Raw genomic sequence first — 12,836 nt, forward strand, 5'->3', positions numbered from 1 at the left:
GCCAACCCAGAGGCAACGGGACACATCACGCTCTACACCGACGCCAAGGGCATAGCCTACCCCTTGCCCGATCATCCGCGGCTGCAGATCGATTATGCCGCGCCGGCACGTCGTGAGGATATGGGACAGGACGCGAAGGCCGCGATTACCGAGGATCAGGATATCTTCCTCTGGTTCGCGGGAGAGCGGGAGCTGGCCACATCAGTTCGCTCCGCCTGGCGAGCCTCGGGCCGGCGTACGAAAGACGCCTATATCTCGGCCTTCTGGCAGAAGACATAAAAGCCCGCGGCCGCGCGCCGCCTAAGGAGAGGCTTCTCATCTCGGCGGAGATGACCCGTCAAATTCGTTTCGTGCCTCTCCTCCGCGCTTAGGGGCGACGAACCTGGTGACTAGCCAGCGCCTAGATTGGGGACGGGCGCCGCGCGGAGCGGCGCCCGAAGGGTCAGTCGAAGTGTCCTGCCATGGGTTGGTTTCGGGAGCTGATTTGTCTAGGTCAGCCGGGACCTTGTTCCTGATGGCCCCGTGCGGTCCTTCATCATTGTGCTCTCCACTCCAAGCTTCCACCTGTTCAGCGGCACCTTGAAGGGTCATGAGCCCGTGCTTGTTTTCTGCGCGCGCCCTCGTCCGTCAGTGCGGACTTTGCACTCGTCATTCTCTGGCTTGGTAACGCCGAGGTCGCGACGGTTTTCCAATCTCCTTGGCTGGCATGGACCGGACTCTCCGCACAGGTGCCACCGGCTCTGGATTTCCTGCACTTGGTCCCTTGGCTCAGGCCATTTCTATCGGGAATAGCACTTGCTCACGCAGCTTGCAGCGGGGGATTCCGGAGTGATCCACATGAGGCTTTTGAACGTCAACCGCCGCATGGCCTTGCGAGAAAAGCTACCGATCCGAGAGATCGCACGCCGAACCGGCCTGTCTGCCTGGATCCAGCTTGCATCATCCGCCCTCTGGTCAGTTCCTCCGAGAATGAAGTCCATGGCGGCTACTGGTGCCGACAGGAAAACAGAGGCGGCAATAAGCGCAAGTCGGAATCGCATATACTGGACTCCACAGAGGTACGAACTGACTGATAATTTGTATCCAGATACATCCGTCGAAAACAACGGCGACGGGCCGGGAGTGCATAGGTCTGAGCAACCTGATGCAGAGATCACACCACTTGCTTTTCACTCCGTCACCGCCTCGCCAATAGTCCATGCCACGAGGTCAACCTTCTTGCAGTTTGGGGACTTGAGACCCTTCAAGATCGGCCGAAGGTGCTCGGAAGGTTTGTTGAGCTGACTGAGCCAGAAACCGTGCAGATGCCAGGGTACGTCGCCGCAGAGGAACGCGGTGCGGATCGCGTGCCCGGGCACAAGGCCCTCGAGCCCCACGGTATGCATCGCAGTGCACCGGCCGCCGAAATGGCCGGTGCGGGCAAAACCTGCGGAGCTTTACCGCCCACCTCGATGTCGCGCCGGGCTGAGGGCGGTCAGAACACCATCTCGTCGACCATTTGGAAGTAACCGGTCTGTACCCGCGGCACCCAGGAATATTCCGAGGTCGCGAAAGGCGGGATCACCTCGTCGCCGAGGCTGAAGGCCCCGGTGCCGTCGTTCTCAAGCACCCGGAAGCCATCCGAGATGATCAGCATGTCGATGTCGCCGTCACCGTCGTAATCCGCCGGCGCCAGTACGTTGCCGACGATGTTAGGATTATAATAGACCTCCTCGAACGATGCCAGGGTGTCGCCCACCACGATGTCGAAGACGCGAAGTCCCGGCAATTCGCCCGAATAGTCGTCGCTGTGCGAGCCGGTGATCATCTCGATATCGCCGTCACCGTCGAGATCGGCGCCTATGGCGGTCCCAGTCGTGCCGTCGGACGGGGCGAGAATGGGTCCACCTATCGCTTTGCCCCCGCTGCCGTCGTTGAGATATCCATAGATGCCGTAGCTCTCGCCCGCTGCGGTGTGCAGCACGTCGAGATCGCCGTCTCCGTCCAGATCCACCGCCTGCGGGTTCCCCGTCGGCCCCTCGCTCGGGGAGTCGCCGCCCATTGGGACCATCGTTCCCGTGCCGTCATTGATCAGTACATCGAGCCGGTTAAGATCGAGCCCTGTGGTTACGATCGCATCGAGCAACCCGTCACCGTTCATATCGGCGATCCGTGCATCGTTGCGGGTGGCCCCAAGCTCGAAAACCGTCGTCGCCTGAACCGAGAAACTGTTCGCGCCGTCGTTCTCCATCACGAAGAGCGTCTCTCCGGCGAAGCTGGTGGCGAAGTAGTCGATGTCGCCATCCCCGTCGATGTCGCCGGCGGCATAAGCCTTGAAGAGATCATCTGGCAGTTCTACTCCGTCATACGCATATTCTTGGAGGTCGAGGTCGATCTTCTCCTGCGAGATGGCCGCCAGGTCAAAGCCCGCCTCCCCGTCGTTGAGATAGACCTCCGTCGTCACGGTAAAAGAGAACGGCAGATCGATGGTCGCGGGCGGCAAATCCGGCAACTCGGTGACCGCGTGGCTAACCTTGATGAAGTCGTTCAGCCCGTCGCCGTTCAAGTCAGCGCTCATGATCGAGGCGCCGCCGCGGGCGATGTCGGGCTGGCCCGGAAGGTAATAGACGTCGGTCGCGATGTCGGTCACCACCTCGGTGAAATTGCCCGCCCCGTCGTTCAGCGCCACCACCACGTAGTCGTGATCCTCGAACCACAGGTCCGGTGGCGGAGCCGGAGCCGCTGCGCGGACGGCGAAGTCAAGATAGTCGAGCCGCAACGGCTCGCCGCCGTCACCCTGTCCCGAAAGCTCGATCACGTCGCCCGCCTTCAGGCTGAGATCCGGGATCAGGTATTCCGTCAGACTCGCCTTGTTCGCCAAGTTCGAGCCGCTGGTGCCGTCCCAGAGGAACCGCGCGACCTCTGCCCCGTTCACCGTCACCCAGAGCTCCGAGATGCCGTCGTTCTCGTCGAAATAGCCCAGCGTCAGATCGAAGATGCCGGTCTGCTCCATCGTGTAGCAGGCCCGCGCCGTGCCGCCGCCAGATTGCTGCAGCACATGGCTGGCCGAGGCTGCGCCGTTGCGCACTACCTCAAATCCCGAAAGGACGGCCAGATCCTCGGCCTCGAGGCTGAAGTTGGACGCAGGACCTGGGTCCTCGCCCGGACTTATGTCGATGTAGTCGGAACGCAGCGGCTCGCCGCCGTCCCGCGCGCCTCGCAACTCGATGATGTCTCCAGAGCCCAGATGCAGACCCTCGACCAGATATTCCCGCTTGGCGGCAGCTGTGACGATCTGGCTGCCGTCGGGGGCCCCCCAGTCAAAGGCCGCGACGACCGCGCCATTGACCAGGATTTCCATGAAGGACGTGCCATCGGTCTCGTCGAAATAGCCCAGTGTCAGATTGTAATAGCCCGTCGCCCCCGCAAAGACCCCGCCGGCCTGCGACTGCGCCGCGTTCGCCTCGAGGTATTGGCCGGCTGACGGGTGGGGGTTTGACTTGACTATAAACCCGCTGCCGATCGATAGGTCTTCCGCCTCGGTGCGGCCGGCGCCGAAAATCGTGGCGAGCGGACTGAAATCCGGAAATTCGAATATAGAGGGCGTGGAATATATAGTGGGCATTTAAGCCTCCCTGAGAATAGATGAGCGACTCAAAACTGATAAATAAATGTGCACAAAGAATGCCGCAGGGTTACCCTGACGTCAATTCGCGTCACCGGCTTGGCACCCTTTTTTACTCCGCTCCAGCCGTGACCCGGAGCGGCAGGCCGGCTTGCTTCCATGATCGGCCATGGCGGTTAGGTCATGTTGAAAAATGACGGAGGCAGAGGCGGATCGACGTGATATCTATGAAGCCGAGAAAGCTCTCCGCCGTCTTGTCGTAGCGGGTTGCGACAAGCCTGGCAGTTGATTTCCACCAAGAACTGATGGCGTGGATACCCCCTCCCGCCAGCCTCGCGATCAGCGACGCTCGCGGCTTCCTACACCACGCCGCGGGGCACTATCACTCAGGATTGTGCAGCCCCGTAGGGGACAGCAGGTAACACCCGGAAGTACCACCCGCCGCAGATGCGGCAGATGCAGTTTCCGACCCCTTCAATCAGATAAACGCTGCATTCACGCATCTCTGCAGACACAAAGAAGCCCGCTAGACGAGACCTGGCGGGCTTTCGGATGTCTTGTGAGAAAGGCTCAGAGAGAGGCGCCTGCCTGTCGACGTTCACGGACAGTGCCGACAGCATCGATGAGGATTTCTGGGTCTTCGCCTCTAGCAGAGACCTTCCGAGCGATGTCGAAATCGGACAGGCCGCACTCGAGAAGCTTTTCGACCGCCTGAGATTGTTCGCGGGTAAAAATGCCCATGTTGGTGTTCTCCTATTTGTTCGCCCACGCAAAGCTCCGCACAGGGGCGAAATCATCGTCCTGCAAAGCATTCTGGATGTGTGGGGTGCCAGCGAAGCGGCCGACGGAAGAAAGCTTCTAGCACAAATGGCCATCCCGGCCAAGCGAGTTGAGAGTGTCAATTATCCGCCACATATGTCGCATTTCTGCATCACCCGGGACCCCACTCACCCTACGTCATGGAGGCTGCGACATTTCGCCTCTAGGTCGCTCTTGAGCACGGCGTGCAACGAATGGTTGGATCAGCAGCCGTCCCGCACGCCGGTCCAATATCGGCTTTCCCCAGAGCCCTTCAGCGTGCCGTGCTCACCCTGGCCCCAACTCGTGCTCATGAGGGACGTCGATCTGCGCGGTCAGTCGCGCCGGGCCGCGCTGCCCCTGCAAGAAGACCGGCCGCCCGCTGGCTGTCCTCGGAACGTATTCGAGCTAGCACGGCCTCCAAGAGGGCCGCGATCTAGCGTCATTAGGCGTGTGCCAGCTTTCCCCCTGACTAGTACGCTGGGTCCATTTTCTGGGTTGGCCTGCCCCCCTTGTAGCCGTCCGCTACAATGCTCCTTGCAATAGGGCGAAATGTAGCGTAAAGCTACATCCATGAAGACGATCACCTACAGGACCGCCGCCCTTCGCACGCTCCGCAAAATGCCGCGCAACGAGGCGAAGCGGATTACCGAAAAGGTGGAACTCTACGCGACCGATCCCGAAGCGTTGTCGAACAACGTCAAATCCCTGAAAGGCCGCGAAGGCATCCGGCTGCGTGTGGGCGACTGGAGAGTGATCATGGACGATCAGGGCGAGGTGCTAGACGTACTGAAAATTGGGCCGCGTGGCGGCGTGTATGACTGACGGAGGTTAACATGAATGAGATGATCACTATCCCCCGCACAGAATACGAAGCGCTCATCGAAGCCAGAGACGACCTTGAAGATATTGCGGCGTTTGATCGCGCGAAGGCCGATGGCGGAGAGAGCATCCCTTCGGATGCTGTTGCTCGCATCATCGAAGGCGAAAGCCCCTTGCGCGTGTTCCGCGAACTCCGTGGCCTGACTCAAGCGGAGCTCGCGTCTCGCGCGGGAGTGCATCGCGTGACCGTGGCCGAGATCGAAACTGGCAGAAAGAACGGCTCTCTAGATGCTCTCAAAAGGCTCGCCGCTGCGCTGTCCGTCACCGTGGACGATCTGATCTGAGGGAATAGAAGAGCGCTGGCGTCGTGCCCGGCGTCACTTACAGAATGCCGGTTTGCTCCTGCGAAATCTCCCGGCGTCTAAATCTTGGCAGGTTCGGCGCCGATCCGGTCAAGAATCTGATTGGGCAAGGTCGCAGTGGATCCAGATTCCGCCATGTCCGAAGATTACCACATACTTCGGACATGAGACCCGAGAGTCCGGCCCCGCGTTAGGTCCCTATTCGCCCCGACGGGATCGACATGCCGTGGTGGGATCGTCGCGCATTGATCGGCTCGACGCCGCGAAGGGTCGTCAGCGCATTTCCTGCAGCCGACCAACCGCTCACGAGGTACTGAACAACCAAGGGCTGCCTGGCTAGCCACCTGCGCGGGCAACCCAACGGTCTCCGGCAAGCTGGTGACCCACTCCCATCGTAGACATCGACATGGCGTCAAAACCTGCGCAACATGCCAACGAGCGCGCCTCGGAGCATAATCTCAAGGCGATCTTTGCACCCGTTGCCCGAGAAGAGGGGCCCCATACCTCGTATGCCGGCGTCGCGCTCACCTCGGATGCCAGCCAATGCCTGGCTAGCCGATGCCTGCGCCCGAGGCGAAGAGCTCTCCGTCGTTGCACGGCCCGGTGCGCTCGCACGCCCCAGGCATCGCCCCGCCACCAATTTTCAGATGTCCGGCGACCGATAGGGTGCGGGGCATGAAGTAGCGCTCTCAACTCTTGAGCGCCATCCGCACCAAATCGGCGCGCTCGAGCTGACCAAGAAGCCGCTGCCGCAGCGCGGCTAAGCCATCCTCTCGCAGGTCATCGTTGAAATCCCCAAGGCGGGGCTCGAGCACCGAAACCGCGATACCTGCGTCCTTGGCTCGCGCGCTCAGCTTGTCTGCCGCGGCCTGCCCGGCATCGTCGAAATCTCGCGCGATGTAGAGCTGGCGGATCCCTTCGGGCAGATCGACGGCGCCGAGGTGCGCAGCCGAAAGCGCAGCCCAGACCGGAAGGCCCGGGAGGGCCTCGCGCAGCGACAGCATGGTCTCGAGACCTTCGCCGATCGCAAGGCACACACCCGGGGCATCGATTTTCACAGCATTGCCCAGAAGCTCGCCCATGGCCCGGCGTTGCACCTCGACGGGCGCCTTGTCCGAGCCATCCTCCGCGAGCCAGGTGCGGTGTACGCCGCGAAGGCACCCTGCCCTGTCGGTCACCGCCGCGATCAGCGCGGGACGCGGCTTGGACGCGGCCTCGTCGTGATCGCGATGCCAGCACCGCGGATGGAAGCGCAGCGCCGATGCGGACGCTGCGCGGGTGATGCCGCGGCGCTGGAGGTAGGTTTCTGCAAGACTCCCGGAAAGCGGAACCGACGCCTCATAGAGGCGCTTGGCGGATGTCCGTTTGCCGGATGGGCTCTTGCGCTTGCGGGGCGTGCTCGGGTGCGCCACCGGCATGGGGCGCCCGAGATGTGCACGGACCTCCCCCAGAAGATCGGGAAACCGGGCGATCCCGGTCCGCGCCTTGATGATGTCGAGCAGGTCGCCGTATTCCCCGGTCGCGCCGTCGGTCCAGCGGCCGCGGGCGCCCTTGCCTTCATCGGGCCCGGTGAGGCGCACGTAGAGCGAGCGCCCGGGCGTGTTCTCCAAGTCCCCGACCAGCCAGTACCCGCCTTCGCGCCGCCCGGCGGAGAGATAGTGCCGACACACGCTTTCTGCGTTCTGGGCCAGCTCGCGCAGGAGGTCCTGAGTTTCGGTAGTCATGGCAAAATCACTCTATGCATGCCGCGTATTTCCCGGGCGCAACGAATCTGGAAGCCCCTGAGGGGGTGCAAAAATCCGACCCCTGGAAAATCCGCTATCGCCTGCCGGCCCGCCCCAAATCGACGACGGCCGAAGCGTTTCCGAGGCGTTGTTCCGCAAACTGTTCGCGCGCTCTGGCGGCGAGCTGGCGCGCGAAGGAACTGCATCGAGGATACCGGCCTAGCTAAAGGTCACACACGGGCGGGCGACGTCTCCTGCCGAAGAGGCGGCGCAACTCTCGTGCGTCGAGGCCCGTCTCCGCGACTACCTGCTTCTTCGGCACCGGCGGGTCGGCCCAGAGGAGGCCTGCCTTGCCGAGGGTCTCAAGTCGCGTCCGTTGTCGAGGTTCCTCCTCGACCGATCCAATCTCCTGTTCATAGGCGGAGTGGTTGAATTGGTTCATTGCTTTCCCTTTCCCGGCGGACCCCACCAACACGCGGCCTGCCGTCTTCTGCGGCGCACTCGGTCGCGCCATGCGGGAAGTAACAGGAGCTTGCTCGTTGACTGCAATGCGAAGGGCTCAACCTGAGCGGGAATTTGCTTAACCCTAGGGAAGTTTGACGATTGTGCGGCTACCTGCTCCACGTCTCAGGCGCCATTGCGCGCGTTTTCTGCCACTTACGCGCCTTTTCGCTGTGCGCGGAGCCCAACCGCTCGAGCGCGCGCGGTCCCCCCGGAAGGACGGCGCCATAATCGCCCTGTCGCATCGCACCGGCCCCGCGATTACTCGGCATTCTGGCGCATCGACAGCCCGATGAGCCCGCCAACGATGTTGAGCGTGCCCTCCTCATGTCGCCTCGTCATGGCGCGCAGATACCCACTTGGGCTGAGGATCGGTGTCGCGGGATCGCCGGCCTTGGCATCGAGGATGAACACGCACCAGGTCGCGTCTTCCACGCCCATCTTCCGCACCGCATCGTCCCAGGCGGAGCGATTGATGCCAAGCTCGGGCAGCCGGCAAAGCGCGGCGACGGTGAAATCATGCAGGTGCAAGCTCGACCAGCCGCCCCGGCCCTGCCGGCGGGCATCGAGGTAGAAGCGCATCTCCTCGGAGGCGAGCGGGATGAATGTCTGGATCGGGATGTTTGTGAGGATTTTGGACTTGTGCTCCGCGGCCCCCGCCCCATTCTTTTCTTCTCGGCAAGACGGCGCGCCGCCCGGCGCGGCGTCTTCCACATTCGTGGGCGCGGGCTCGCCCGCGCTCCGATGATCAACTCTGGCGTTACAAGGTACTTCGTTAAAATCTTGAGTTGTATCTTGTATATAGGACCGCTCGTTTTCGTGCGGTCCACCGTGCGTTTCTGACATCGCGTGCAGCAGATCCAGCGCCGCGGTGCAGAGCGCATCGGCCTCGGCGACATGTGCCTCCAGCTCCTCGAGCGGCATCCGGTGCAGCTTGTCCGCGCTTGGCCAGGCCTCGAAGGCCTCAGCAATGTTCTGAACCTCGCCCGCTCCCCCATGCTCCGCGATCAGCTCAGCGAGGCAACTCTTCAGGTGCTTCTTGTGGATGCTGCGAAGCCCGCGCAGCTTCGCGTGATGCTGGCGTCCCTCTTCGATCCCCTCGCGAAGGCCGAGGAACTCCTGGCACCTTTTGATGGCGACGGAGAAGTACACGCCGCATCCGACAAAGCCCGAGCGCGCGCCGTTGCCCATGGTGCGCTTCTCGATCAGCCCGGCCGCGACCAGCTGCGCCTCGTCCGCCCTGATGCGGCTCGGCGAGACGTTCCGCCTCTTGGTAATCTCGGATTGCGCGAGATAGCAGCAGGGCTCCTCTTCGCCGCTCTTGAAGGCGCTGGGGCGCGTGGCACCGATCATGATGCGGAAGGTCGCGAGCGCAGCGCTTCTGACCCCGAGCAGCGGGGCCACGGCGTCAATCAGCGCAACGAACCCGTCGCGCTCCATGCCCTGCGGCAAAGAGGGGAAGGAGATGTGTTGTGGGGTCGGTAAAATGGCTTCAGCCATATGCATCGGTCTAATTTCCTCGTCCAGTATTGGCGAGGCGGCGTCAGACAGAACTCACCCGTTCGCACAGGTGCGTTTTTCCTTGTCTGCCAATGGGGGAGGCTGATAGAGTCGCAAGTGATGAGGCTTGCTTCCAAGGGTTTGCACACCCTTGTTCTAAGAGCTCCCCCGTGAAGGTTGCCACCTTCGCGGGGTTTCTTATTTGGGGGTGGGGAACCTGCTCCTTTCTTTCCAAGCGCCGCTTGCGGCAACGCGCCTGCCTCTCTTGGTCCGCTCCACTAGCCGCGACCTCGCGCGGCGCGGGCCGCTAGTAGTTCACCTGTTCGTAGCCGTAGGTGCCCTGGTAGTCCGACCAGTCCACAAAGACCGATCGGCGCGAAATGAAAGGGCAGCTTTCGCCCCAGCCTTCATCGCCGACAAAGGCGGCCGGCAGCGCAGAGGGACTGCTGTCGCGCCAGTAGAAATCCCCCTGCAAGCCGTATCGACCGACGCGCACGCGGCTCCTACGCTCACAGTGATCATTGTCGCGGCCCCTCTCGCGCTGGCGCATGACCTCGACGCTGTAGACCCGGATCGAGCGCACGAAATCGAAGACCGGGTCGCTGATGTCGATGTCGGCCACGCCATTCTCCGAGGTGTAGTCGGCGATCTGCTGCAACAGGGCGCGCCTCGGGGCGCCCCCTACTCCACCATCTCTCAGCAGCGCAGAGATGAGCGCGTCCGGCGGCACCTGACCTTTGAGCGCGCCCTCGGGCTCGATGTCGCCTCCGAACGGGGATTGGACCGGGTGCGCGCCTCGGTCAAAGGCCACATCGTAGAGGCGCTGCTCCGGCGTTCGGTCCAATGCTCCCGGATAGGTCGCATGCATCGGGCAGCGCCAGATCTGCAGCGGCGGCTCGATCGGCGACGGCGTGATCCGGCGGATAAACTCCGTCTTCGCCGCAACGCAGGGCACCGAGGCGGGCCAGCCGCCGGAGAGACACAGCAGGATCGCGCAATCGATCTGATAGGCGCGCGCCAGCTGCGATGTCACAGCCAGGCTTCCGGTGAAAGCCAGGGCAGCCGTGGCCGCAGCGCAGAGGAGATGCTTCATCGCCGAACTCCCGTTAAAGGTGTGTCGGAAGCCAATCACATCACTTCTTTGGATGTCCAGCGAGTTTTGCGCTCGATCCATCATTCTTGAATATGTTTCTCATCTGAATGAAGGACTTGCAGGCGCGCGTAGGCCTCGAGCGCGGCGTCGATGTCCTGCCGCGCCGTCTCCCCCGCCATCTCCAGGCACTGCAGGTAGTGCTGCGCCTCGGTGAAGTAATTCGAGAACTCCAGTCCAAGCTCCTCGCGGTACTCCTCAATGACGTCCTGCGGCAGGTCCGCGGTAGGGACAGGCGGCGGCACACAGTCCAGCGCCGTCGTTTGCGCAACGGCCAAGTTTGCAAGGCTCGCCGCGACCAGGGCCGCCCCGGAGGCAGCACCTCCGGCGCACCGGGTGGTATGCACAAACATCCGCATCATGTCTCGGGCATCACTATGTGGCACTTTTTCTGCTTGTAGTATCTTTCAATTACGTATTGCACCATCTTCTGTTTTACGCTACCCAAAAAATGTGTATGCCTCCTCCATGTCACTCGACACATCGAACGACCCCAGGAACGAGGCAAAAAAATGAGAGAAGTTTCACCAGTGATTACGCTTGCGGGAGTGAGGGAAACCCTGGAAGCCGGTGGGACAGTTGAAGTCGAGTGCATCGAAGCGCCAGCGCGCGTGAGCAACCAATTCCAGGCCGCGTGGAAGTTCTACGCTGTTGCCGAGGTTGACGGTCAAACGCACCGACTGCTTCTTGTCCACGGTAGGGATATCAAGACGAGGACCATCCGAACCCTGACAGGTCTCCTGTCCTTCGGCATGGATCTCGGCGTCTCCCCCATTTCCGTTCCGCGTCACGTAGGAGAGCGCGCGGTCTGGAAAACCTATGAGGACACGTCAAAAGACTAGACGGTTTTGTGCCTCCGCCGCACTCGCGGCGATGGCACCCTGGGCCCACGCCGAGGTCATCGACCTCGGGGGCCCACGAGATGCGGGGCGGGTCACCGCCTCGGTTCTCGACTTCGGCAAGCAGAGGGTTTTTTCTGCTGAAGCCGGGGGCACGCAGGCTATTGCGGCCGCCGTTGCCCCCTCCCGTCCCAGCCGCTCGCGCCGTCACGGCTCCGCTGAGGTCGAGCGCCTGATCTCAAGCGTCGCGCAGGTTCACGCCCGCCATCCCGGGCTGCGCCGCGCGGGCATCTCCCCCGTGGAATGGATCGCCCTCTTCCGGGCCAATATCGCGATCGAGAGCAATTTCCGGCAATCGGCCCGCTCGCACGTGGGCGCGATCGGCCTTGGCCAGCTTATGCCCGGAACCGCGCAGGTCCTCGGGGTCGACCCGCACGACCCGCGCGAGAACCTCGACGGGTCAGCCCGCTACCTCCTCATGCAGCTCGAAGAATTTGGATCGGTGCCCCTGGCGCTTGCCGCCTACAACGCCGGTCCGGATGCCGTCGCCCGGTACCAGGGCATTCCTCCCTACCGGGAGACACAAGGGCACGTTCGCAAGGTGCTCGACGTCTACCTGGCAACCATCGGTAAGGACCGCATATGACCACGATCACGAAAGGGCTTATAGGCCGCCTCACCTCCCTCAACTGGAAGGGGCTGCTCTACCTCTTGCCCATCTTCGCGCTCATCGCCGAGCCCGCGCTGGCGCAGAACCTGGATCCGCTCGAGAACATGCTCGGCACGATCGTCGATGCGCTGACCGGCCCCATCGGCCGTCTGATCGCCATCCTCGCCCTCGTGGGGTCCGGCTACATGATGTTCACCGGCCGCCTCAACTGGCCGCTCTTTCTCGTCATCCTCGTCGGCGTTGTCATCGTCTTCTCCGCCGAAACCATCATCGACGGTTTCACGGCCACCTGACGCCATGAGCCTCCCCGCCCCGTGTGGCGCGGGAGGCCGTCTTCGTTGGAGCGCATGACGATGCAAGAGCACCCTCTGTTTCTCGGGCTGACACGCCCGCCGAAGTTCTTCGGGCTGCCGCTGGGCTATTTCATCAGCCTGGCGCTCGGCTCGGTGATCCCCTTCGTCGCTTTTGATGATGTGCGCTTCCTCGGCATTGCCCTGATCGCCTACCCGATCCTCTGGCTCGTCGCGGACCGGAACCCGCATCTCTTCCAGATCGTCGTAGGGGTTCTCTCCACCACCCCGCGCACCCGGACCTACAAGCGAAACGGGGGCGATCGCTATGTCTCTTAACCGCCTCTCCGCCCTCTTCGAAGACAGCGCCCTGCTGCGCTCGGTGCTGCCGGAGAGTCTCTTTGCCGAAGAGCCGGTGGCGCGGCACCTGCCCTATCTCTCGGCTCCCGAGGATGATCTCATCCTGACCCGGCAGGGCGATCTTCTCGCCTCGGCCGTCATCGGCGGCATCGACAGTTTTACTGCCGAGGCCCCGGAGATCGAGGCCCTGACGCAGGGCTTTGCCCGTCTTGTCGG

General features: G+C 62.6%; 15 protein-coding genes and 2 pseudogenes. 8 read left to right on the plus strand and 9 right to left on the minus strand.

The window, feature by feature from the left end; translation table 11 throughout:
* Nucleotides 1-279 (plus strand): SIP domain-containing protein (locus G0D83_RS26335; protein WP_370457321.1); only part of this gene is annotated, 279 nt, incomplete at its 5' end.
* Between the two features lie 329 nt (nt 280-608).
* A pseudogene (locus G0D83_RS32370) lies at nt 609-806 on the plus strand (heparan-alpha-glucosaminide N-acetyltransferase domain-containing protein); the annotation flags it as partial.
* Between the two features lie 363 nt (nt 807-1,169).
* On the opposite strand, the gene G0D83_RS26345 reads toward G0D83_RS32370, so the two are convergent.
* The 4 genes and pseudogenes from G0D83_RS26345 to G0D83_RS31980 all read right to left on the minus strand — a co-directional run bounded on the left by G0D83_RS26345 (nt 1,170) and on the right by G0D83_RS31980 (nt 4,345).
* A complete protein-coding gene (locus G0D83_RS26345) occupies nt 1,170-1,385 on the minus strand; it encodes a hypothetical protein (protein ID WP_164197522.1) in 216 nt (71 codons plus the stop codon).
* Nucleotides 1,386-1,474: 89 nt separating this feature from the next.
* Complete coding sequence (locus tag G0D83_RS26350) at nt 1,475-3,604, minus strand: VCBS repeat-containing protein (RefSeq protein ID WP_164197523.1); 2,130 nt, start codon at nt 3,602-3,604, stop codon at nt 1,475-1,477.
* A gap of 181 nt (nt 3,605-3,785) precedes the next feature.
* A pseudogene (locus G0D83_RS26355) lies at nt 3,786-3,887 on the minus strand (IS5/IS1182 family transposase); the annotation flags it as partial.
* A gap of 287 nt (nt 3,888-4,174) precedes the next feature.
* The gene (locus G0D83_RS31980) at nt 4,175-4,345 is read right to left on the minus strand and encodes a hypothetical protein (RefSeq protein ID WP_203595669.1); all 171 of its coding nucleotides are present in this window, start codon (nt 4,343-4,345) and stop codon (nt 4,175-4,177) included.
* A 630-nt stretch (nt 4,346-4,975) separates the two neighbouring features.
* Between G0D83_RS31980 and G0D83_RS26360 the strand changes: the two genes are divergently transcribed.
* Both G0D83_RS26360 and G0D83_RS26365 read left to right on the plus strand, forming a co-directional pair.
* Nucleotides 4,976-5,227, plus strand: a complete 252-nt coding sequence (locus tag G0D83_RS26360; protein ID WP_092431161.1) for a type II toxin-antitoxin system RelE/ParE family toxin — start codon at nt 4,976-4,978, stop codon at nt 5,225-5,227.
* Between the two features lie 11 nt (nt 5,228-5,238).
* Entirely contained in the window at nt 5,239-5,568 is a 330-nt protein-coding gene (locus G0D83_RS26365; RefSeq protein WP_164197524.1) for a helix-turn-helix transcriptional regulator, read from the plus strand.
* Nucleotides 5,569-6,275: 707 nt separating this feature from the next.
* On the opposite strand, the gene G0D83_RS26370 is transcribed toward G0D83_RS26365, so the two are convergent.
* The 5 genes from G0D83_RS26370 to G0D83_RS26390 form a co-directional block, all read right to left on the minus strand.
* Nucleotides 6,276-7,310, minus strand: a complete 1,035-nt coding sequence (locus G0D83_RS26370) for a toprim domain-containing protein (RefSeq protein ID WP_164197525.1) — start codon at nt 7,308-7,310, stop codon at nt 6,276-6,278.
* Nucleotides 7,311-8,072: 762 nt separating this feature from the next.
* Nucleotides 8,073-9,311 carry a replication initiation protein RepC gene (gene repC, locus G0D83_RS26375; RefSeq protein ID WP_164197526.1) on the minus strand — a complete coding sequence of 413 codons (1,239 nt, stop codon included), beginning with the start codon at nt 9,309-9,311 and terminating at the stop codon, nt 8,073-8,075.
* 307 nt (nt 9,312-9,618) lie between these two features.
* On the minus strand, nt 9,619-10,404 hold the full coding sequence (locus G0D83_RS26380; RefSeq protein WP_164197527.1) for a hypothetical protein: 786 nt from the start codon (nt 10,402-10,404) through the stop codon (nt 9,619-9,621).
* Between the two features lie 80 nt (nt 10,405-10,484).
* A complete protein-coding gene (locus G0D83_RS26385) occupies nt 10,485-10,823 on the minus strand; it encodes a hypothetical protein (RefSeq protein WP_164197528.1) in 339 nt (112 codons plus the stop codon).
* Between the two features lie 162 nt (nt 10,824-10,985).
* A complete protein-coding gene (locus tag G0D83_RS26390; protein ID WP_164197529.1) occupies nt 10,986-11,156 on the minus strand; it encodes a hypothetical protein in 171 nt (56 codons plus the stop codon).
* Nucleotides 11,157-11,334: 178 nt separating this feature from the next.
* Between G0D83_RS26390 and G0D83_RS26395 the strand changes: the two genes are divergently transcribed.
* From G0D83_RS26395 to G0D83_RS26410, 4 genes are all read left to right on the plus strand, one after another.
* Nucleotides 11,335-11,946, plus strand: coding sequence for a lytic transglycosylase domain-containing protein (locus tag G0D83_RS26395; RefSeq protein WP_164197530.1), 612 nt, complete (start codon nt 11,335-11,337; stop codon nt 11,944-11,946).
* Nucleotides 11,943-12,263, plus strand: coding sequence for a TrbC/VirB2 family protein (locus G0D83_RS26400; RefSeq protein WP_164197531.1), 321 nt, complete (start codon nt 11,943-11,945; stop codon nt 12,261-12,263). Before G0D83_RS26395 ends, G0D83_RS26400 begins: the two co-directional genes overlap by 4 nt.
* Nucleotides 12,264-12,323: 60 nt before the next feature.
* Entirely contained in the window at nt 12,324-12,599 is a 276-nt protein-coding gene (locus G0D83_RS26405; RefSeq protein ID WP_164197532.1) for a type IV secretion system protein VirB3, read from the plus strand.
* On the plus strand, nt 12,589-12,836 hold a 248-nt coding region (locus G0D83_RS26410), incomplete at its 3' end, for a hypothetical protein (protein ID WP_164197533.1). The genes G0D83_RS26405 and G0D83_RS26410, both read left to right, overlap by 11 nt.

The sequence above is a fragment of the Salipiger sp. PrR003 genome (assembly GCF_010500785.1).
GTDB classification, from domain to species: Bacteria; Pseudomonadota; Alphaproteobacteria; order Rhodobacterales; family Rhodobacteraceae; genus Salipiger; species Salipiger pacificus_A.

Coding starts and splice junctions, on each gene's coding strand:
- G0D83_RS26345 (WP_164197522.1), bottom strand. CDS start 1,385: ATGCATACCGTGGGGCTCGAGGGCCTTGTGCCCGGGCACGCGATCCGC.
- G0D83_RS26350 (WP_164197523.1), bottom strand. CDS start 3,604: ATGCCCACTATATATTCCACGCCCTCTATATTCGAATTTCCGGATTTC.
- G0D83_RS31980 (WP_203595669.1), bottom strand. CDS start 4,345: ATGGGCATTTTTACCCGCGAACAATCTCAGGCGGTCGAAAAGCTTCTC.
- G0D83_RS26360 (WP_092431161.1), top strand. CDS start 4,976: ATGAAGACGATCACCTACAGGACCGCCGCCCTTCGCACGCTCCGCAAA.
- G0D83_RS26365 (WP_164197524.1), top strand. CDS start 5,239: ATGAATGAGATGATCACTATCCCCCGCACAGAATACGAAGCGCTCATC.
- G0D83_RS26370 (WP_164197525.1), bottom strand. CDS start 7,310: ATGACTACCGAAACTCAGGACCTCCTGCGCGAGCTGGCCCAGAACGCA.
- repC (WP_164197526.1), bottom strand. CDS start 9,311: ATGGCTGAAGCCATTTTACCGACCCCACAACACATCTCCTTCCCCTCT.
- G0D83_RS26380 (WP_164197527.1), bottom strand. CDS start 10,404: ATGAAGCATCTCCTCTGCGCTGCGGCCACGGCTGCCCTGGCTTTCACC.
- G0D83_RS26385 (WP_164197528.1), bottom strand. CDS start 10,823: ATGATGCGGATGTTTGTGCATACCACCCGGTGCGCCGGAGGTGCTGCC.
- G0D83_RS26395 (WP_164197530.1), top strand. CDS start 11,335: ATGGCACCCTGGGCCCACGCCGAGGTCATCGACCTCGGGGGCCCACGA.
- G0D83_RS26400 (WP_164197531.1), top strand. CDS start 11,943: ATGACCACGATCACGAAAGGGCTTATAGGCCGCCTCACCTCCCTCAAC.
- G0D83_RS26405 (WP_164197532.1), top strand. CDS start 12,324: ATGCAAGAGCACCCTCTGTTTCTCGGGCTGACACGCCCGCCGAAGTTC.